Consider the following 19,386-nt stretch of genomic DNA (forward strand, 5'->3'; position numbering starts at 1 on the left):
ACTCCTGGCGCCCGGAAGCCACTTGCCACGGCCGCTAGGGCGTGTCGCCAATCCCCGAGCATGCCGCGCCGCGGTTGCGCGTGCCTGTGGCAAGGAAGAGCGAGGAAGTGGACGTCCGTCCCCGCCCGAGCGATGACGCGGCCACGGGCGTGCGCAACCGCGGCCCTTCGGGTTGGGTCTGGCAGGCGCGGCGTACTCGGGGATCGGTGACACGCCCTAGACTAGGTGGATGCCGTCCCCTGCCGCCACGCTCCGCGTCGCCCTGCCCGTCCCCTTGCCGCAACTGTTCGACTACCTGCCGCCGCCCGGCGGCGCGGTCGCCGACGGCGACGTCGGCCGCCGGGTGCAGGTGCCGTTCGGCAATCGCGAACTGAGCGGGGTGGTCGCGGCGATCGGCCAAGTGGAGGACGCCGATGGCCTACGCGCGGCACTGGCCTGGCTGGACCCGGCGCCGCTGCTGCACGGCGAACTGGCCGAGTCGCTGCGCTGGCTGGCGCGCTACAGCCACGCGCCGCTGGGCGAGGTGCTGGCGACCGCCCTGCCGGTGCCGCTGCGCCGCGGCGAACCGCTGCCCGACACCCACGCCTGGGCCTGGCGCCTGACCGAGGCCGGCGCCAGCCACCGCGCCCGCGCCGGCACCCGCCCGCACCGCTTCGCCGCGCTGCTGGCGGACGGCGCCGTGGACGAGGACCGGCTGGACCAGGCGATGGATGACTGGCGCAGCGCCGCCCGCGCCCTGGCCAAGCGCGGCCACGCCGAACGCATCGCCGTGCCGGCCAGCGCCGCGGCGCCGCAGCCGCAGCCCGGGCCGGTGCCCAACGTCGAGCAGCAGGCGGCGATCGACGCGGTGGTCGGCGCCGCCGGCTTCGCCCCGTTCCTGCTCGATGGCGTCACCGGCAGCGGCAAGACCGAGGTCTACCTGCAGGCGATCGCCGCCTGCCTGGCGCGCGGCCGCCAGGCGCTGGTGCTGGTGCCGGAGATCGGCCTGACCCCGCAGACCCTGGCGCGCTTCCGCGCCCGCCTCGGCGTGCCGGTGCATGCGCTGCATTCCGGGCTCAACGACAACGAACGCGCGCGGGTCTGGGCAGCCGCCTGGCGCGGCGAGGCGCAGGTGGTGGTCGGCACCCGCTCAGCGGTGTTCGTGCCGCTGCCGCAGGCCGGATTGATCGTGGTCGACGAGGAGCACGACGGCAGCTACAAGCAGCAGGACGGCATCCGCTACCACGCCCGCGATTTCGCCCTGGTGCGCGGCAAGGCGCTGGACGTGCCGGTGCTGCTGGGCAGCGCCACGCCGTCGCTGGAGAGCCTGCACAACGCCACCGGCGGCCGCTACGCGCACCTGCGCCTGACCCGCCGCGCCGGCGACGCCAAACCGCCGACGGTGCGCGTGCTCGACGTGCGCAAGCGCCCGCTACAGGACGGGCTGTCGCCGGAGGTGCTGGCCGGGATCGGCACGGCACTGGCCGATGGCGGCCAGGTGCTGGTGTTCAAGAACCGCCGCGGCTATGCGCCGGTGCTGCTGTGCCACGACTGCGGCTGGACCGCGCCGTGCCAGCGCTGCAGCACCCCGTTGCACGCCACGCCGATGACCGTGCACGCCGGCGGCCGGCGCCTGCAATGCCACCACTGCGGCGCACGGCAGCCGGCGCCACTGGCCTGCCCGGATTGCGGCAGCCTGGCGCTGCAGCCGCAGGGCATCGGCACCGAACGCCTCGAGGAACGCCTGGTGCAGGCATTCCCGGACGTGCCGGTGCTACGCATCGACCGCAGCACCACCCAACGCCGCGATGCGCTGGAGACGCAGTTGGCCACGCTCGGCACTGCGCCCGGCATCCTGGTCGGCACGCAGATCCTGGCCAAGGGCCACGACCTGCCGCAATTGAGCCGGGTGGTGGTGGTCGGCATCGACGAAGGCCTGTTCTCGGCCGATTTCCGTGCCAGCGAGAAGCTGGCGCAGCAGTTGATCCAGGTCGCCGGCCGCGCCGGCCGCGCGGCACGGCCGGGCGAGGTCTGGCTGCAGACCCACCACCCCGGGCATGCGCTGCTGCAGACCCTGGTGCACGGCGGCTACCACGCCTTCGCCGCGGCGGAACTGGAGCAGCGCGAGGCCGCAGGCTTCCCCCCGTTCGCGCACCTGGCGCTGCTGCGCGCCGAGGCCAAGCAGGTCGAACACGCCAACGCCTTCCTCGCCGCGGTGCGCGCGCTGCTGCCGGCGCAGGACGAGGTGCAGCGCTTCGGTCCGATGCCGGCGCCGATGCCGCGCCGCGCCGGGTTCCAGCGCACCCAGTTGCTGCTGTCGGCGAACACGCGGCGCGCGCTGCATGCCGTGCTGGACGCAGCGGTGCCGGCGATCCACGCGCTGCCACATGCCCGGCGGGTGCGCTGGTCGCTGGATGTGGATCCGCAGGATCTGTACTGAGGCAGGCGCGCGGTGTGCGGCGCAAGTCCTTCAGTACACCACTGGCGTAAATCGCTGGAGCGCCAGCGCGCGTCGAGCCCGCGATGCGCCGGCCTTGCATGAGGCCGCAAATCGTCGGCAACGCACGCAATCCGCTTCCGTAGGAGCGGCTTCAGCCGCGACGGGCATTACCGGTAATGCCTCATCGCGGCTGAAGCCGCTCTTACGCGGCAGTGGCACGCGTCGCCAAGCAGGGCGGCTCTGAAGCTGCTCCAGACGAACGCGCATCCGATCACCGTGGCAAAGCAGACGGCGGCCCTGACGCCCACGCGTTTCGCTTTTCGCTCAGTCCACCAGCCCCAATGCGTCGACCACTTGCGCGCGCAATGCCGTGCTGTCCCCTGCCTCCACGCAGCGCCATGCGCCAGCATCCGGAGACAGGCCGCAGGCGGCGGTGGCGATCACCGGCTTGCCCAGCGCCATGGCCAGCAGCAGCCCACGCGGCTGCTGTTCGATCCACGCAGGCAGCAGCACCAGTGAGGCCGCGTGCACGCCTTCGGCCATCGACGCGACCCGCTGTACCGCGATGCCATTCCAGAAGTCCGGTGCCTCCTGCGCACCGGGCGGCAGCAGCAAAAGCAGCGGCAACCCACGCAACGCTTCGCGCAGTTCGTAGGCGCCTTTGCGCGCCAGCGCCGAGGCGGCCAACAGCACCCGCGGCGCGGTGTCTGCGGAGGCGCCCGCCAGCTCAGCCGCGCCCACCGGCAGGGCGGGTCGTTGCCATTGCAGCGCGAGGCCACGGCTGCCGGCCAGCGCCAGCAATTGGCGGTGCGGAGTGATCCACTGCCGCGCCTGCGCCAGCGCCGCACGCTCGGCCTCGATCAGCGCCGGATCGGCGCGGAAATCGCGCAAGGTGGGACTGTGCGGATGCCGCTGCGCGGCCGCGTCCAGGCGGGCCTGCAGCAGATGCATCGGCAAGGCGGTCATGCACACGTCCCAGCGCCGACCCTGCAGCTCGTCGGCCAGCCACAATTCCGGCAACAGGCCCTGCGGCACCACCAGGTCGACGTCGCGCGCGCCCAGCCGGTGCCGCAGCGCCCGCAGGCGGATGCGCTGCGCGCGCTGGCGCGCCTGCGGCAACGGCATCCCACGCCACAGCCACCAGCGCCGCAGCAACGCCGCGCGCACTGCCGCGACGCTGCGCCGCGGCAATGCCAGCACCCGGTCGCCCGGCTGCTGCCGGCGCCGGCGGTCTTCCGCGAACTCAGGCCAGTCCTCGTCGACCAGCCAGGTGCGGTGCAAGCCCTCCGGCACCGCCGCCACATGCCGATGGCAGGCGCTGCGGCCGCAGCGGGTGCAGTCGTTGGCGGCGCCGACGCCGGCGGCCGCGGTGCGCCGCTGCAGCGGCGGCAACGGCAATGCCGCCGGCGCCGCGGCACCGCCGCGGATGCGCACGTGCAGCGTCTCGCCATCCAGCCACACCTCCAGCCGCCACGGCGCGGCGGCGCGCAGGCGCAGGTCCACGTAGTTCCAGAACACCACCGCGTCGCGGTCGCGCTCGGCCAGGGAGCCGGCAATCACCTGGGTGTGGCGGTGCCGCTCGACGATCTCCAGGCCCTGCCGCAGCGCCGCGTCGTAGATCGCATTGGACATCTGGCACAGGCCGCCGCCGATCGACGGCACCAGGCAGCCCTCGCGCAGTTCGCGGCCGGCGACGAAGCCGCGGCGGCGGGTGGCACGGCCGAGCTGGCGCCAGAAGCTGAAGGTGGCCCCGGCCGGCACCTCCACGCCGTGCAGCGCACGCGCGGCCAGGCGCAGGTTGTGGATCTTGCCAGCCACCAGTTGCGGTGCGGTCTCCTCGCTGTCGGGCCACAGCGCGGTGACCGATTCGGCACAGCTGCCGTCGGCGATCGCCAGGCCGGCGTCGCGGCGATGCCGGCGCGGACCGCCGCGCAGATCGTGCAGTGCGCGGCGCAGTTGCAGCGCGCGGGTCTTGGCCCAGAACAGCAGGCTGCGCCAGCGCGACGGCAGTGGCGCCTGTGGCGGCGCCGACGCGCGCGGCTTCACTGTCGCTGGCATGACCGTGCGTCCTCCCTGTCGCTGACCGCGCTTGGCATCGCGCTACTATACGAGCATGCAGGTCCGGCCCTCGACGATCGCGCAGCGCCCCACTGGCCGCGCGCGTTTCCGTGGATCGGTGCGCCACGCGCGCCCACGACCGTCGCGCCGACACCGGACGCCTCCTTTCCTCTCCCCCTCCTGGAGTCCTGCATGGACAACACACGCGTGCCGCACCTGATCGTGATCGGCGGCGGCTTCGCCGGCTTGTGGGCCACCCGCGCCCTGGCCAGGACGCCGTTGCGCATCACCCTGATCGACCGCCGTAACCATCATCTGTTCCAGCCGCTGCTGTACCAGGTCGCCACCGCCGGCCTGTCGGCGCCGGACATCGCCGCGCCGCTGCGGCAGATCCTGCGCCACCAGGACAACGTCGAAGTACGCCTGGGCGAGGTCGTCGACATCGACAAGCAGACGCGGCAGGTGCGCCTGGCCGACGGCCAGACGCTGGCCTACGACTACCTGCTGGTCGCCACCGGCGCCACCCACGCCTATTTCGGCCACGACGACTGGGCGGCGCATGCGCCGGGCCTGAAGACCCTGGACGACGCGCTGCAACTGCGCCGGCACCTGCTGCTGGCATTCGAGCGCGCCGAAGCGGAAACCGACCCCGCCGCGCGCGCGGCCTGGCTCAGCTTCGCCATCGTCGGCGGCGGCCCCACCGGCGTCGAACTGGCCGGCACCCTGGCCGAGATCGCCCGGCACACGCTGAAGCACGAGTTCCGCCGCATCGACCCGGCCGAGGCGCGGGTGCGGCTGATCGAGGCCGGCCCGCGGGTGCTGTCCTCCTTCCCCGAGCACCTCTCGGCCAAGGCGCAGAAGCAGTTGGAAAAGCTCGGGGTGGAAGTGCTGACCGGCGTGCCGGTCGCCGACATCGACGCCAGCGGATATCGCCTGGGCAGCACCTTCGTGCCGGCGCGCACCGTGGTCTGGGCCGCCGGCGTGGCCGCCTCGCCGCTGGCGAAGACACTGCAGACGCCGCTGGACCGCAGCGGCCGCGTGCAGGTCCAGCCGGACCTGAGCGTGCCGGCCCATCCGGAACTGTTCGTCGCCGGCGACCTGGCCGCGGTGCAGCAGGCCGACGGCCGTCCGGTTCCCGGCGTGGCGCCGGCCGCCAAGCAGATGGGCCGGCACGTCGCCGACACCCTGCGCCGGCGGCTGCGCGGCGATACCGCCAGCGTGCCGTTCCGCTACGCCGACTACGGCAACCTGGCCACCATCGGGCGCATGGCCGCGATCGTGCACCTGGGCCGGCTGCAGCTCTCCGGCGTGCTGGCCTGGTGGTTCTGGCTGGCCGCGCACGTGTTCTTCCTGATCGGCTTCCGCAACCGCGTGGTGGTGCTGCTCAACTGGGCCTGGGCGTACTGGAGCTACCAGCGTGCTGCGCGCATCATCCTCGGCGACCCGCCCGCAGCCGAGGCAACGCAGGCACAGGCCGCGCCATCCAAGGACAGGTGACACTGCAGGGCCGGGCTGCGATCCTAGCCGGCCTTTTTGCTGCAGCGCAGTGCCCGTCTTGGCGACCTTCCTGTTCCTGCTCGACCTGCTGGGCACCTTCGTGTTCGCGATCAGCGGCGCCACCGTCGGCGTGCGCCATCGCCTGGACCTGTTCGGCGTGCTGGTGCTGTCGTGCGCGGCCGCGGTCTCCGGCGGCATCGCCCGCGACGTGCTGATCGGCGCCACCCCGCCGGCAGCGCTGGCCGACGTGCGCTATCTCGGTGTCGCCTGCCTGGCCGGGCTGCTGGCGTTCTACCGCCACCACACGGTCGAGCGCCTGCGCAATCCGGTGCAGATCTTCGATGCGATGGGCCTGGCGCTGTTCGCGGTGTACGGCACCAGCAAGGCGCTGGCGTTCGGCCTGGGCCCGCTGAGCGCAACCCTGCTGGGCATGCTCAGCGGCATCGGCGGCGGCATCGTCCGCGACCTGCTGGTGGCGCGCACGCCGGTGGTACTGCAGGCCGAACTGTACGCGGTGGCGGCCCTGCTCGGCGGCGGCGTGGTCGCCGCGGCGCAGGTGCTGCATCTGCCGCAGCCCTGGGGCCTGGCGGTCGGTGCGGTGCTGTGCTTCGGCCTGCGCTTCATGGCGATCCGCTACGGCTGGCATCTGCCGGTGGCACGACCGCCGGAGTCGTAGCCAATCGAGGGCGCGTCAGCAGTCGCCGATCCGCGAGTGAGCCCAGGCACAAACAGCAAAGGCCCGGCGATGCCGGGCCCTTTCGCGCGTTGCAAGGGATTGCCGCAGGCGACTCAGGCAACGAACAGCGCCTTCATCTTCTTCAGCGCGTTCGCCTCGATCTGGCGGATGCGCTCGGCCGACACGCCATACTCATCGGCCAGTTCCTGCAGGGTGATCTTGCTGTCGGCATCCAGCCAGCGGCGCTTGATGATGTCGCGCGAACGCGCATCCAGTTCCGCCAGACCTTCGCGCAGCAGCTGCAGCTGGTTGTCCTCGCTGTCGGCGCGTTCGTAGGCCTGCGAGGGATCTTCCTCGTTGGCCATCAGGTACGCGGCCGGCGACGGCGGCGCGTGGTCGTCGTCCTCGTCGGACGGCGCATCGAAGCCAATGTCGCGACCGGACAGGCGCGACTCCATCTCCATCACCTCGCGCTCGGACACGTTGAGGTCCTTGGCCACCGCGGTGACCTCGGCCGCGTTCATCCAGCCCAGGCGGGTCTTGGACTTGCGCAGGTTGAAGAACAGCTTGCGCTGCGCCTTGGTCGTGGCGACCTTGACGATGCGCCAGTTCTTCAGGATGTACTCGTGCATCTCGGCACGGATCCAGTGCACCGCGAAGCTGACCAGGCGCACGCCCATGTCCGGGTCGAAGCGCTTGACCGCCTTCATCAGGCCGATGTTGCCTTCCTGGATCAGGTCGCCCAGCGGCAGGCCGTAGCCGTTGTAGCCGCGGGCCACGTGCACCACGAAGCGCAGGTGGGAATGGACCAGTTCGCGGGCCGCATCCAGGTCTTCCTGGTCGCGGTACCGCGCCGCCAGTGCGCGTTCCTCGTCGGACGTCAGCACCGGGATCTGGTGCACGGCGCCGATGTAGGCATCCAGCGAACCGAGCGGACTGGGAATCGGGAGGTTGTTGGCAACCAAAGCGTTGGAGGTAAGAGTCTGGCTCATAGGGCTCATCTTAGCAGTCTACTAATTGGACTGCTGGGTACAGTAAAAAGTTCCTGTGTTCTATTTATGCAACATATGAATCAGGAATGACACTGCAGCACAAGCCACTGAAACAATCTGGAAGCATCGCGGCTTCCATCTTCTGACCACCAAACTACCATCCAGTTCGCGAAAACGGCGTCCACATGCGGTGGACGCCGCGCCCTGTCCAACCGGGGTTCAGGCGCCGCGCAGCGCCGCTTCCAGCTCCGCGCGCGGCGGCAGACTCCAGTCGATGGGGGCGGCGCCCCGGCGCTTCAAGTACTCGTTGGCCGCGGAGAAATGCTTGCAGCCGAGGAAGCCGCGGTGTGCCGACAGTGGCGAGGGGTGCGGCGCCTTCAGCACGCGGTGGCGGCGGGTATCGATGACCTTGCCCTTGGCCTGGGCATAGCTGCCCCAGAGCAGGAACACCAGGCCCTCGCGCTCGCGATTGAGGGTCTCCACGACGTGGTCGGTGAAGCCCTCCCAGCCCTTGCCCTGATGGGCGCCAGCCCGGCTCTCCTCCACCGTCAGCACCGCGTTGAGCAGCAGCACGCCGCGCTGCGCCCACGGCAGCAGGCAGCCGTGGTCCGGCCGGCGGATGCCCAGGTCGTCCTCGATCTCTTTATAGATGTTCAGCAGCGACGGCGGCACCGGCACCCCCGGCAGCACCGAGAAGCACAGCCCGTGCGCCTGGCCGTAGCCGTGGTACGGGTCCTGGCCGAGGATCACCACCTCCACCTTTTCGAACGGGGTGGCGTCGAAGGCGGCGAAGATCTGCCGCCCCGGCGGGAACACCCGCGCGCCGGCGGCCTTGCGCTGGCGCAGGAACGTGGCCAGCTCGCGCATCTCCGGGCGCAGCAGCCAGTCGCCCACCTGCGCCTTCCATGACGGCTCCAGCTGGATCCGGCTTTCGTCTTCGTTGTTGCTCATCGTTTCCAGGTTCGGGACATCGGGGTCAAAAGCTCACGGCGATCTCGTCGAGCCGGGCCAGGCGCAACTGGAACAGCACCTTGGTGACCAGCAGGCGCTCTTCGATCGGCTTCTGCACCAGGTCGTTGGCACCGGCGCGCAGCAGCTCGGACTGGGTGTGCGGGTTGCTGTCGCCGGTCATCACCAGCACCGGCATGCGCCGCTTGCCGTAGGCGAAGTCGACGCGGATGCGCTGGACCACGTCGCGGCCGTTGAGCTCGCCCTTGAGGGTGACGTCGGTCAGCACCAGGTCGATGCGGCGGGTGGTGCGACCCAGCGACTCGGCGGTGAGCAGCGCGAATGCGTCCTCGGCGCTGAGCACGTGCACCACGTGCAGTTGCTGGCGCTCGAGCATGCGCTTGGTCGCCTCGGCCACCACCCGGCTGTCCTCGACATAGAGCACGGTGGCGCCGGCCACCGGCTGCGGCTGCACGTAGCCGCGGATGAAGGTGGCCAGCGCCTCGTGGCCGAGCGCCTTGTCGAAATAGTCGGTGACGTACTCGGTGAAACGGCGTTCGACCAGGTGCTGCTGGGCGTCGCCGGAGACCACGATCACCGGCACGTACGCCTGGCCGGCGGCTTCGCGCACGCTGCGGGCCAGGGTCAGGCCGTCGCCGTCGGGCAGCCCCAGCGAGGTGGTGACCAGGTCGACCGGGCCGGCCTCCAGCGCGGCGCGCGCCTCGGCGATGCTGGCGCAGCCGACCACGGTCACGTCGGGCAGTTCGCGATGCAGCACGTCGGCGATCAGCTTGCGCACCAGCTTCGAGCCATCGACCACCATCACCCGGGGGGCGGCGCTGATCAGATGCTTGAGCTCGTGCCCGGCCATGTGCGCCTCAGGTGTCGGTGGGCCGCGTCTGGCGCAGGAAGTGGCCGGTCACCAGCCAGGCGCCGAGCCAGCCCAGCAGCAGGGTGCCGAGCAGCACGAAGCCGGCGTGCAGCGCATCCAGCCCGTGCAGCACGAAGTGGCTGCCATAGCTGTCGGCCAGTGCCGCCAGCGGCTGGCCAAGGGCCATGCCGGAGGCGGCGAGCAGGCCCAGCGCCAGCACTCCGGCGCCGAAACCGTACCAGGCGCCCAGGTACAGGAACGGGCGGCGGATGAAACCGTCACTGGCGCCGAGCAGCTGCAGCACGCCGATCTCCTCGCGCCGCGACTGGATGTCCAGGCGCACGGTGTTGCCGACCACCAGCACCGCACCGGCGCCGAGCAGCAGCGACAGCACCTGCACCAGGCGTTCGCCAAAATGCAGCCAGCCATCCAGACGCTTGCGCCACAGCGCGTCGTGCTGGACCAGGTCGGCCTGCGGCAGCGCGGTCAGCGCCGTCGCCAGCGGGGTGTCGTCGGCCGCGGCCGGAGTGACGATCAGCAGCGTCGGCAGCGGGTTGTCCTGCAGCGCGTCCAGCGCCTCGCCGAGGCCGGCGCTGTCGCGCAGCTCGGCCATGCCCTCGGCCGGCGTGCGCAGCGTTACCGCGGCCACGTCGCCACGGCCGCGCAGCGTCTGCGCCAGCGCCTGCGCCGCGGCGGCGTCGACGTCGGTCTTCAGGAACACGTTGATGTCGCGCGACTGCTGCACGCTGCCGGCGAACTGCTTGAGGTTGTCCAGGGCGATCGACAGGCCCAGCGGCAGGGTCAGCGCCAGCGCCATCACCGCCATGGTCAGCAGCGTGGCCCACGGCTTGCGCATGGCGCGACCGAGGCTGTAGACGATGCTGTGCAGGTGGTGGTCCCACCACACGCCCAGCCGCGAGGGCGCCGCGGCGCCGGCGTTGCGCGCGCTCATTCGGCCAGGTCCTGCGGCGAGATGTCGTCGATCAGGCGGCCGTGGTCCAGGATCAGCACGCGCTTGCGCATCTGCTTGAGCAGGGCCAGGTCGTGGCTGACCACCAGCACGCTGGTGCCGCGCGCCGGCAGTTCAGCGAACAGCTGCATGATCTCGGCGGCCAGGGTCGGGTCGAGATTGCCGGTGGGTTCGTCGGCGACCAGCAGCCGCGGTTCGCCGACCATCGCCCGGGCAATGCCGACGCGCTGCTGCTCGCCGGCCGACAGCTGCGAGGGCAGCGCCTTCTCGCGGTGGCCCAGGCCCATGCGCTCGAGGACCGAGCGCACGCGCTTGCCGATCTCGGCGCGACGGGTGCCGCGCAGGATCAGCGGCAGCGCGACGTTCTCGGCGATGCTGCGGTCGGTGAGCAGACGGTGGTCCTGGTAGACCGCGCCGACCTCGCGCCGGTGCAGCGGCACGCGGCGACCGCGCACCTTCAGCAGGTTGCGCTCGCCGAACAGCACGGCGCCGCGCGAGGGCCGCTCGCTCAGATGGATCAGCTTGAGCAGGGTGCTCTTGCCGGCACCGGAATGGCCGGTGACGAACAGCATCTCGCCCTCCTCGACCTCGAAGCTGACGTCCACCAGCGCCGCGTGGCCGCCGGCGTACTGTTTGCTGACATTGTCGAACCGCAGAACGCTCATCCGGCGATTATGCCGGAGCGGCTGGGGTGTTCGTCCACCGCGCGCGTCGCACGCGGCGGACGGCCGGTCCTGCTCAGGAGCTGGAGACCAGCGAGCGCAGCTTGCGGCCCAGGCGGGTCAGGAACGAATCGTTGGTCGCCGCCGCACCGCGATCGGCCTGGCGCGCGGCCTTGACCGGGGTGGCCACGACCTGCACCGGCTTGGCCGGGGCCGCGGCCGCCGGCGCGGCGCTGCCGTTGCCGGCCGGTGCACCCTCGGCACCTTCCAGCGGGCGCCCACCGCGACGGCGACGGCGCTTGCGCGGCGGACGCTCGCCTTCGACCGCGGGCGCTGCGCCCTCGGCCGGCGCAGCGCGCGGCGGCTTGGGGGCAGGCGCCGGCGCGGCGGCAGCCGGCGCAGTGCCGTCGGCCGCAGCGGCGGTGGCATCGGCCGGACGCGGCGTGCGCGGACGCCGCGGCTTGCCGTCGGCGCTGCGCGACGATTCGCCACGGCCGCCCGGGCCGCTGCGACCGCCGCCGGGCTTGCCGCGACCGCCGCCGCGACGCTGCTCGTCGGCCTCGCGCTGGGCGCGGGCCTCGCGGAAGATCTCGCCGATGCTCTCCTCGCCCTCGGTCTCGGCGGCCTCGCCCTCCACCGGCGCGCGCGGGGTGCGCGGCAACGCCACCAGCAGCTCGGCGGTGACCGGCTCGACCGGGATCTTCTGTTCGATGTAGGCCTCGATGTCCGGCAGGCTCATCGCGTAGCGCTCGCAGGCGAAGCTGATCGCGTCGCCTTCCTCGCCCAGCCGCGCGGTGCGGCCGATGCGGTGCACGTAGTCCTCGGCGTCGAACGGCAGGTCGTAGTTGTAGACGTACTTGACCCCGTCGATGTGCAGGCCGCGCGCGGCCACGTCGGTGGCCACCAGGATCTCCAGCTGGCCCTTCTGGAAGCGGTTGAGCAGGGTCTCGCGCTTCTTCTGCGGCACGTCGCCGGACAGCACGCCGACCCGGTAGCCGTTGCGCTCCAGCGAACGCGCCACCCGCTCGACGAAGGCCTTGGTGTTGACGAACACCATGGTCCGCGCGCCCTCGCTGCGCGAGAGCAGGCCCAGCAGCAGGGTCAGCTTCTCCTCGTCGGAGGGGAAGTAGATTCGCTGGCGCACGCGCGCGGCGGTGATGCTCTCGGTCTCGACCACGAGCTTTTCCGGCTCGTTCATGTGCTCGTAGGCCAGCTCCAGCACGCGGTGGCTGAGGGTGGCCGAGAACAGCAGGGTCTGGCGGGTGCCGCGCTCGGGCATGCGCCGCAGCAGGAAGCGGATGTCCTTGATGAAGCCCAGGTCGAACATGCGGTCGGCTTCGTCGAGCACGCAGATCTCGCAGGCGTGCAGCGACACCACCTTGTGCTGCTTGACGTAGTCGATCAGGCGGCCGGGGGTGGCGATGATCACGTCCACGCCCTGCTGCAGCAGTTCGCGTTGCTTGTCGTAGTCCACGCCGCCGTAGACCAGGGCGAAGCGCAGGCCCAGTTCGGAGCCGAACTTGACCGCGTCCTTGTGGATCTGGATCGCCAGTTCGCGGGTCGGGGCCAGGATCAGCGCGCGCGGATCCTCCGGCTTGCGGTCGGCCAGCGCCGGGCGGCTGAGCAGGCGGTTCATCACCGCCACCAGGAACGCCAGGGTCTTGCCGGTGCCGGTCTGGGCCTGGCCGGCCACGTCGCGGCCCGGAAGGGCCACCGGCAGGGTCAGCGCCTGGATCGGGGTGCAGCGGGTGAAGCCGGCGCTTTCGAGGCCTGCAAGCAGCGCAGGATGCAGGTCGAACGCGGAAAAAGTCACATCGGTCAGCGGTTTGTCGCTCATCATTCCATCTTCGTGAGGCCACCCCGCCCGAAGCGTAAGGTCGCGGCTTGCATCGGTCCCGGCAGCGTCGCACACTGGCGTCTTCCATGCCGGGTCGCGCGACAGGGGGAATCCCTTGAGATCGCCGCGCAATGCCCCAGTTTACCGCAATGCGGCGGCCACCCGGTCCGGCCAGTCGCATTGGCCCAGGAGAACCCCCAAAGTGAGCGACAAGGTCCTTTACGTCGGCGACGCCGATTTCGATGCCACGGTGCTGCAGTCCGACGAGCCGGTCCTGGTGGACTTCTGGGCCGAGTGGTGCGGCCCGTGCAAGATGATCGCGCCGGTGCTGGACGACCTCGCCGACGCCTACGACGGCCGCCTCAAGGTCGCCAAGGTCAACGTGGACGAGAACCGCGCCACCGCGATCAAGTACCACGTGCGCTCGATCCCGATGCTGCTGCTGTTCAAGAACGGCCAGATCCAGGCCACCCAGATCGGCGCGGTCGGCAAGGGCCAACTGACCCAGATGATCGACAAGACCCTGGGCAGCAGCGCCGCCTGACGCCCGCTGCCGGCACCGCTCCGCCACCGGAGCGGCGCCGCGGCAGTCCCGCCGGCGCTGCATCGCCGGCGGCTGAATCGCCCACGAACGCCTGCTTGCCGTGCCTGCGTGGCGGTGATAGTGTCGATGCATCCGGTGGCATTCGCACACCGCACCCCCTCTGGAAGATTCTCTCCCAGACCTCCTCCCAACCCCGTATGCCCCCACGCTGGGCGCTCGCACTCTTAGCGAGGAACACCACTTGTCCGATCACACCATGTCCGAACCCGGGAGCGCCGACGCCCCCGCCGAGAAGCGCGTGCGCAAGCCGCGCGTCAGCAAGGCCGCGAGCGGTGCGGAAGGCGCCGCCGAGCACGGCGCGCCGGCACAGCCGACCCTGCCGCTGAATCCCGCGCCCGCGCCTGCGCCCGTCCAGACCGAGGCGCCGCGCGCCGCGGCCCCGGAGTCGGCCCCAGCCCCGGCCGCCAGCGGCGGCCAGAGCCACGGCGGCGGCGACGCGCCGGCCCATCAGGGCGGCGGCGGCCAGGCGTCCGAAGGCGGCGAGCCGCGCGAAGGCCGTGAGCCGCGCGACGGCGGCAACAACAACCGCTTCAACAATCAGAACCAGAACAACCAGAACAACCAGAACAACCAGAACAACCAGCAGGGCAACCGCCGCGATCGCTTCCGCAATCGCCGCGACCGCGACCGCAACCAGCGCGGCGGCGACCGCTTCCAGGACAACGGCCTGCCCAGCGACAACGGCGGCAACGAGCCGTTCGTGCCGCGCCCGCACGCCAGCGTGCCGGAAGGCTTCCCGATCTACTCGCTGAGCGATCTGAAGAAGATGCCGGCGCAGAAGCTGCTGGACATCGCCGAGCAGCTCAACATCCAGGACGGCGTGGCCCGCGCGCGCAAGCAGGACGTGATCTTCGCCCTGCTGAAGGTGCTGACCCGCCACGGCGAAGGCGTCGCCGCCGACGGCGTGCTGGAAATCCTGCCGGACGGCTTCGGCTTCCTGCGTGCGGCCGAGGCCAGCTACCTGGCCGGCCCGGACGATACCTACATCTCGCCCAGCCAGATCCGCCGCTTCAACCTGCGCACCGGCGACCACCTGTCCGGCCGCATCCGCTTCCCGAAGGACGGCGAGCGCTACTTCGCGCTGTCGATCGTCGACACCATCAACGGCGAGCCGCTGGAAGCGAGCAAGAACAAGGTCCTGTTCGAGAACCTGACCGCGCTGTTCCCGCGCAAGCGCTTCACCCTGGAGCGCGGCAACGGTTCCTCGGAAGACATCTCCGGCCGCATCCTCGATCTGATGGCGCCGCAGGGCAAGGGTCAGCGCGCGCTGATCGTGTCCCCGCCCAAGGCCGGCAAGACCATGCTGATGCAGCAGGTGGCCACGGCGATCACCACCAACCACCCGGACGTGCACCTGATCGTGCTGCTGATCGACGAGCGCCCGGAAGAAGTGACGGAAATGCAGCGCACCGTGCGCGGCGAGGTCATTTCCTCGACCTTCGACGAGCCGGCCGCGCGTCACGTGCAGGTCGCCGAAATGGTGATCGAGCGCGCCAAGCGCCTGGTCGAACATAAGAAGGACGTGGTGATCCTGCTCGACTCGATTACCCGCCTGGCCCGCGCCTACAACAACGTGGTGCCGTCCTCCGGCAAGGTGCTCAGCGGCGGCGTCGACGCCAACGCCCTGCACCGCCCGAAGCGCTTCTTCGGCGCGGCGCGCAACGTCGAGGAAGGCGGCTCGCTGACCATCATCGCCACCGCGCTGGTCGAGACCGGCAGCAAGATGGACGAGGTGATCTACGAAGAGTTCAAGGGCACCGGCAACAGCGAAGTGCACCTGAACCGCCGTATCGCCGAGAAGCGCGTGTACCCGGCCATCGACATCAACCGCTCCGGCACCCGCCGCGAGGACCTGCTGATCGAGCCGGAACTGCTGCAGAAGATCTGGATCCTGCGCAAGCTGCTGCATCCGATGGACGAGATCGCGGCGATGGAGTTCCTGCTGGACAAGATGAAGAACACCAAGTCCAACGACGAGTTCTTCGGTTCGATGAAGCGCTGAGTCCAGCGCCGGTTCGACCGCAACGCCCCGCTTCGGCGGGGCGTTCGCGTTTGTGGCCATCGGTCATGCCCGGCGACGTGCCGATACAGGGTCCGACGGTCTTTCGACGTAGGCGCGGGTGAGATGGGCGGCATTCGCCCCGCCACGTCCGCCGCCATGCCCGTCACCGCCAACACCGCCGTCAGCAAGGTCGCCCCGGTCACCCTCGGCTTCTGGGTGATGAAGATCTGCGCCACCACTCTGGGCGAGACCGGCGGCGACCTGCTGTCGATGACCCTGGACATCGGCTATGCGCTGAGCAGCGTGCTGCTGCTGGCGGTCTTCCTGGTTTCGCTGTGGGCGCAGCTGCGCGCGCGCCAATTCCAGCCGTGGCGCTACTGGTGGGTGATCCTGACCACCAGCACCGCCGGCACCACGCTGTCGGACTACATGGACCGCAGCCTGGGCCTGGGCTACGCGCAGGGCGCGCTACTGCTGGTGAGTCTGCTGGTCACGGTACTGGCGACCTGGTGGCTGTGCGAACGCAGCCTGTCGGTCGAGCGAATCGGCAGCGGCCGCGCCGAGGTCTTCTACTGGCTGGCGATCCTGGTCTCCAACACGCTGGGCACCGCGCTGGGCGATTACCTGGCCGACAGCTCGGGGCTGGGCTTCGCCGGCGGCGCGCTGCTGATCGCGGCGCTGCTGGCGGCGATCGCCCTGGCCTACGCGTTCACCCGGGTCTCGCGCACGGCGCTGTTCTGGGCGGCGTTCGTGCTGACCCGCCCGTTCGGCGCCACCCTCGGCGATCTGCTCAGCAAGCCGGCCGGCAAGGGTGGCCTGGACCTGGGCACGGTCGGTGCGTCGCTGCTGCTGGCCGGACTGTTGCTGGCAGTGCTGGTCGTCTCGACGCGACGCCGCGACGACGACCGCCGCGCGGCGCGCTAACGTCGGCGGGTGGCCTGCGCGGGGCAGTCCGGCCTAGACCAGGCGACCCGTCGCCGCTCAGCCGCCCTGCAGCGGCGTCAGCAGGCGCGGGCCGGCGCCGTCGGCCATGTACACGCCGCCGGCCGGCAACAGGTCCGGCGAGAAGCCGGTCGCGTCCTCGCCGGTGATCCAGGGCGCGCGCTGGCGCGGGCCGGGCACGTAGCTGGTCCAGCGGCCATAGGACGACGGTGCGCCCTGGGGAATATCGTCGCGCAGCGCGTAGTCGACCGGCACGCGCACGGTCCAGTAAGGCGCATCCACGTCCTTGCCTTCGCTCGGCGGGCGGAAGGTCCACTTGCGCGCCGCACCCAGCGCGCTCTTGCCCAGCACGTCGCGCAGTTGCTGCATCTGCCGCTCGGACGCCACCACGCGCAGGTTGACCTGCTCCACCGCGGCGTCGGCGACGCGACCATCGCGGCCGACCTTGAGCACCAGGTATGCCGATCCCGCGGCACCGACGCTGTAGGCGGCTTCCGGATAGGCCGGCGGCTTCATCTGGATCGAGGTCACCACGCTGCGGTCATTGGGATCGTAGTGACTGAAATCGGCGCCGCGGATCTCGACCTGGTAGTCATCGCCCTGTAGCAGCTTGGCAACCAAACGCAGGGTCATCGGCGCGCGCGCCGGCACAGGCTTGCCATCGCGCATGCCCGGCTCGAACTTCCACTGCATCACGCTGTTGCGGACGAAGCCCACCACGCCCTCGGGCAGGCGCTCCTGCTGGTCCAGCGCCAGCGCCGACACCGTGCCGCTGGGTTCGATGTCGATGGTGCCGCTCACCAGCATGCTGCTCTCGATCTGCTTGCGCACCGCGCCGGGGCCGACCCCGTCTGCGGCGACGGCAGTCAATGCCAGCAGCAGCGACAGCACGGCGCTCCAGCGCCACCACGAACGGAGGGATCGACGGTGCATCGCGCATTCCTTTGCCTGAGATGAGGCGCCGATTACACCGCACTGGCGGCCCACCGGCAACTCAGGCCAGGCGCAGCGCGTCCGGGTAAGGCGGCGCGTCCGGATAGTCGTCCTCGCGCAGCCGCGCCTGCAGGTCGCGCCACCACTGCGGATCGAACAGCTCGCCGTGCGCGTGGCGCACTGCCTCCAGCGAAGCCGCGGGCAGGCCCATGAACATCGCGAAGCGCTCCGGGAACACATCGCGCGGGGCGACGTGAAACCAGGGTTCGGCGGACATCGCCTCTTCCTCGTTGCGCGGCTGCGGCCAGTCGCGGAAGTTGCAGTCGGTGACCAGGCACAGTTCGTCGTAGTCGTAGAACACCGCCCTGCCCTGCCGCGACACGCCGAAGTTCTTCAGCAGCATGTCGCCGGGGAAGATGTTGTTGCGGGCCATGTCCTTGATCGCCTGCGCGTAGTCCAGCGCGGCCTCGCGCGCGGCCTCGGCGCCCTGCTCGCGCAGGTACAGGTTCAGTGGGCGCAGGCGCCGCTGCACGTAACACAGCTCGACGATCAGATCGTCGCCGTCCTCGCGCAGGCTGCGTGCGCAGCCCTCCATCAACTCCTGCAGCAGCGCCGGCGCGAAGCGTGCGCGCGGGAAGCGCAGCGAGCGGTACGGCTGGGCGTCGAGCAGGCGGCCGACGCGATCGAGGTTGAACACCAGCGCGTACTTCTCCTCCACTTCCTCGCGGCTCATCGTCTTCGGATAGGCGAAGCGGTCGCGGATCAGCTTGAACACCAGCGGATAGCTGGGCAGGGTGAACACCGCCATGACCATGCCCGGCGTGCCCTCGGCATGCACCAGATGTTCGTTGGGATGCGCCTGAAAGTGGCGGAAGAAGGTGCGGAAGCGTTCGGTCTTGCCCTGCTTGGCGCGGCCGAGCATGGTGTACAGCTCGTCGATCGGCTTGTGCGGCAGCAAGCTGCGCAGGAACACCACCGCATCGCCGACGGTGGACAGGTCGGCCTGGAAATAGCTGCGCGAGATGCCGAACAGTTGCGCCACGTCGTTGCGCTTGGTCAGCACCGCCTCGGCGCGCAGGCCCTGTTCGTCGTTGACCAGGGCGATCACGCACGGCGAGAAACGGTGTTCGCCGAACACGCGGCCGATCAGGTAGGCGCGGCGCTCGCGGTAGAACACCGTCTCCAGCAGTTCGATGCCGCGCACCGGGTTCTCGCCCCAGTGGGCGAGGTCGTCCTGCAGCCGCACCGCGATCGCTGCGGCGCAGCGCGTGCGGTGCGCGTACGGCACGTCGAAGCGGTAATCGCCGAGCACGCGCACGAACGCATCCACCGGCCGCGCCTCGGACACCACGTAGTTGTGCCGCGCCACCGGGTGGGTGATGGCGTCGGTGGGTTCGATGTCCAGCGCCACGAACTCGATCTGCGCGTCCACGCCCTGGGTGCGGAAGAAGCGCCGGGTCAGGGTGTTGTAGAAGGTCTTGTACAGCTCCTGGTCGATCAGCGCGGCGATCAGCTCGGCGTAGTGGTCGCGTGCGCGGATCCACAGCGCGCGGTCGTGCGCCTGGCCCAGCAACACCGCGCGCAGGCGCAGCATGCATTCGGCGATGCACTGGTCGTACAGGGCGATGCGTTCGATCGCATCCTCGCGCGCCGCGCTCCAGTCGCGCGCCTCGAAGCGCTGGCGCGCACGCGAAGAGATCTGCGCGAAGCGCGCGTGGTAGTCCTCGAACGCCTCGAAGACGATGCGGCCGATGACCAGGGCACGGCGTTCGGACGGCAGCGGCAGCGGCGTGGAGGGCATGCCCGCAGTGTACCCAGGTGGCGGCGACACGCGGGCGTCGGGCACCCTGCCACGCGCCGCCTCGTGGGCACATCCAGCGGTCTGCTTCGCCAGGATCGAGCCGAACCCAGGTCGGCCGCAGGAGCGGCTTCGGCCGCGACCGGCCTTACCGGGAACGTCCTGTCGCGGCTGAAG

General features: G+C 70.7%; 15 protein-coding genes. 6 read left to right on the forward strand and 9 right to left on the reverse strand.

What is annotated here, in order from left to right; genetic code table 11:
- Positions 1–229: 229 nt before the first annotated feature.
- Entirely contained in the window at positions 230–2,419 is a 2,190-nt protein-coding gene (locus AC1G9L_RS18555; protein ID WP_481069677.1) for a primosomal protein N', read from the forward strand.
- Positions 2,420–2,743: 324 nt separating this feature from the next.
- Here AC1G9L_RS18555 and AC1G9L_RS18560 read toward each other — a convergent pair whose 3' ends face one another.
- Positions 2,744–4,477 carry a VanW family protein gene (locus AC1G9L_RS18560; protein ID WP_481069678.1) on the reverse strand — a complete coding sequence of 578 codons (1,734 nt, stop codon included), beginning with the start codon at positions 4,475–4,477 and terminating at the stop codon, positions 2,744–2,746.
- Positions 4,478–4,669: 192 nt separating this feature from the next.
- Between AC1G9L_RS18560 and AC1G9L_RS18565 the strand changes: the two genes are divergently transcribed.
- Together AC1G9L_RS18565 and AC1G9L_RS18570 are read left to right on the forward strand one after the other, a co-directional pair.
- Positions 4,670–5,974, forward strand: coding sequence for an NAD(P)/FAD-dependent oxidoreductase (locus tag AC1G9L_RS18565; RefSeq protein WP_481069679.1), 1,305 nt, complete (start codon positions 4,670–4,672; stop codon positions 5,972–5,974).
- Positions 5,975–6,032: 58 nt separating this feature from the next.
- Positions 6,033–6,650, forward strand: a complete 618-nt coding sequence (locus AC1G9L_RS18570; protein ID WP_019801572.1) for a trimeric intracellular cation channel family protein — start codon at positions 6,033–6,035, stop codon at positions 6,648–6,650.
- Between the two features lie 113 nt (positions 6,651–6,763).
- Here the strand turns inward: AC1G9L_RS18570 and rpoH are convergent, their stop codons facing one another.
- From rpoH to rhlB, 6 genes are all read right to left on the reverse strand, one after another.
- Complete coding sequence (gene rpoH / locus AC1G9L_RS18575) at positions 6,764–7,642, reverse strand: RNA polymerase sigma factor RpoH (protein ID WP_481069680.1); 879 nt, start codon at positions 7,640–7,642, stop codon at positions 6,764–6,766.
- A gap of 219 nt (positions 7,643–7,861) precedes the next feature.
- Positions 7,862–8,593, reverse strand: coding sequence for a uracil-DNA glycosylase (gene ung, locus AC1G9L_RS18580; protein WP_019800710.1), 732 nt, complete (start codon positions 8,591–8,593; stop codon positions 7,862–7,864).
- A gap of 25 nt (positions 8,594–8,618) precedes the next feature.
- The gene (locus AC1G9L_RS18585) at positions 8,619–9,461 is read right to left on the reverse strand and encodes a response regulator (protein WP_019800711.1); all 843 of its coding nucleotides are present in this window, start codon (positions 9,459–9,461) and stop codon (positions 8,619–8,621) included.
- A 7-nt stretch (positions 9,462–9,468) separates the two neighbouring features.
- On the reverse strand, positions 9,469–10,413 hold the full coding sequence (gene ftsX, locus AC1G9L_RS18590; protein WP_017909424.1) for a permease-like cell division protein FtsX: 945 nt from the start codon (positions 10,411–10,413) through the stop codon (positions 9,469–9,471).
- Positions 10,410–11,096 (reverse strand): cell division ATP-binding protein FtsE, encoded by a 687-nt coding sequence (ftsE, locus tag AC1G9L_RS18595; protein WP_017909423.1) that lies wholly within the window; start codon positions 11,094–11,096, stop codon positions 10,410–10,412. The genes ftsX and ftsE overlap by 4 nt, the downstream gene beginning before the upstream one ends.
- A gap of 73 nt (positions 11,097–11,169) precedes the next feature.
- Positions 11,170–12,930: an ATP-dependent RNA helicase RhlB gene (gene rhlB, locus AC1G9L_RS18600; protein WP_481069681.1), complete on the reverse strand. Its 1,761-nt coding sequence runs from the start codon at positions 12,928–12,930 to the stop codon at positions 11,170–11,172.
- Positions 12,931–13,132: 202 nt separating this feature from the next.
- On the opposite strand from rhlB, the gene trxA reads away from it, so the two are divergent.
- From trxA to AC1G9L_RS18615, 3 genes are all read left to right on the forward strand, one after another.
- Positions 13,133–13,474, forward strand: a complete 342-nt coding sequence (gene trxA / locus AC1G9L_RS18605; RefSeq protein WP_010341563.1) for a thioredoxin TrxA — start codon at positions 13,133–13,135, stop codon at positions 13,472–13,474.
- Positions 13,475–13,715: 241 nt separating this feature from the next.
- Positions 13,716–15,536, forward strand: coding sequence for a transcription termination factor Rho (gene rho / locus AC1G9L_RS18610; protein WP_481069682.1), 1,821 nt, complete (start codon positions 13,716–13,718; stop codon positions 15,534–15,536).
- 123 nt (positions 15,537–15,659) lie between these two features.
- Positions 15,660–16,460 carry a COG4705 family protein gene (locus AC1G9L_RS18615; RefSeq protein ID WP_481069683.1) on the forward strand — a complete coding sequence of 267 codons (801 nt, stop codon included), beginning with the start codon at positions 15,660–15,662 and terminating at the stop codon, positions 16,458–16,460.
- A gap of 57 nt (positions 16,461–16,517) precedes the next feature.
- Here the strand turns inward: AC1G9L_RS18615 and AC1G9L_RS18620 are convergent, their stop codons facing one another.
- Together AC1G9L_RS18620 and aceK are read right to left on the reverse strand one after the other, a co-directional pair.
- Positions 16,518–17,411 (reverse strand): energy transducer TonB, encoded by an 894-nt coding sequence (locus AC1G9L_RS18620; RefSeq protein WP_481069684.1) that lies wholly within the window; start codon positions 17,409–17,411, stop codon positions 16,518–16,520.
- Positions 17,412–17,472: 61 nt separating this feature from the next.
- Positions 17,473–19,212, reverse strand: a complete 1,740-nt coding sequence (aceK, locus tag AC1G9L_RS18625; RefSeq protein ID WP_019799700.1) for a bifunctional isocitrate dehydrogenase kinase/phosphatase — start codon at positions 19,210–19,212, stop codon at positions 17,473–17,475.
- Positions 19,213–19,386: the final 174 nt, after the last annotated feature.

Source organism: Xanthomonas sp. NCPPB 1132, from assembly GCF_056629235.1.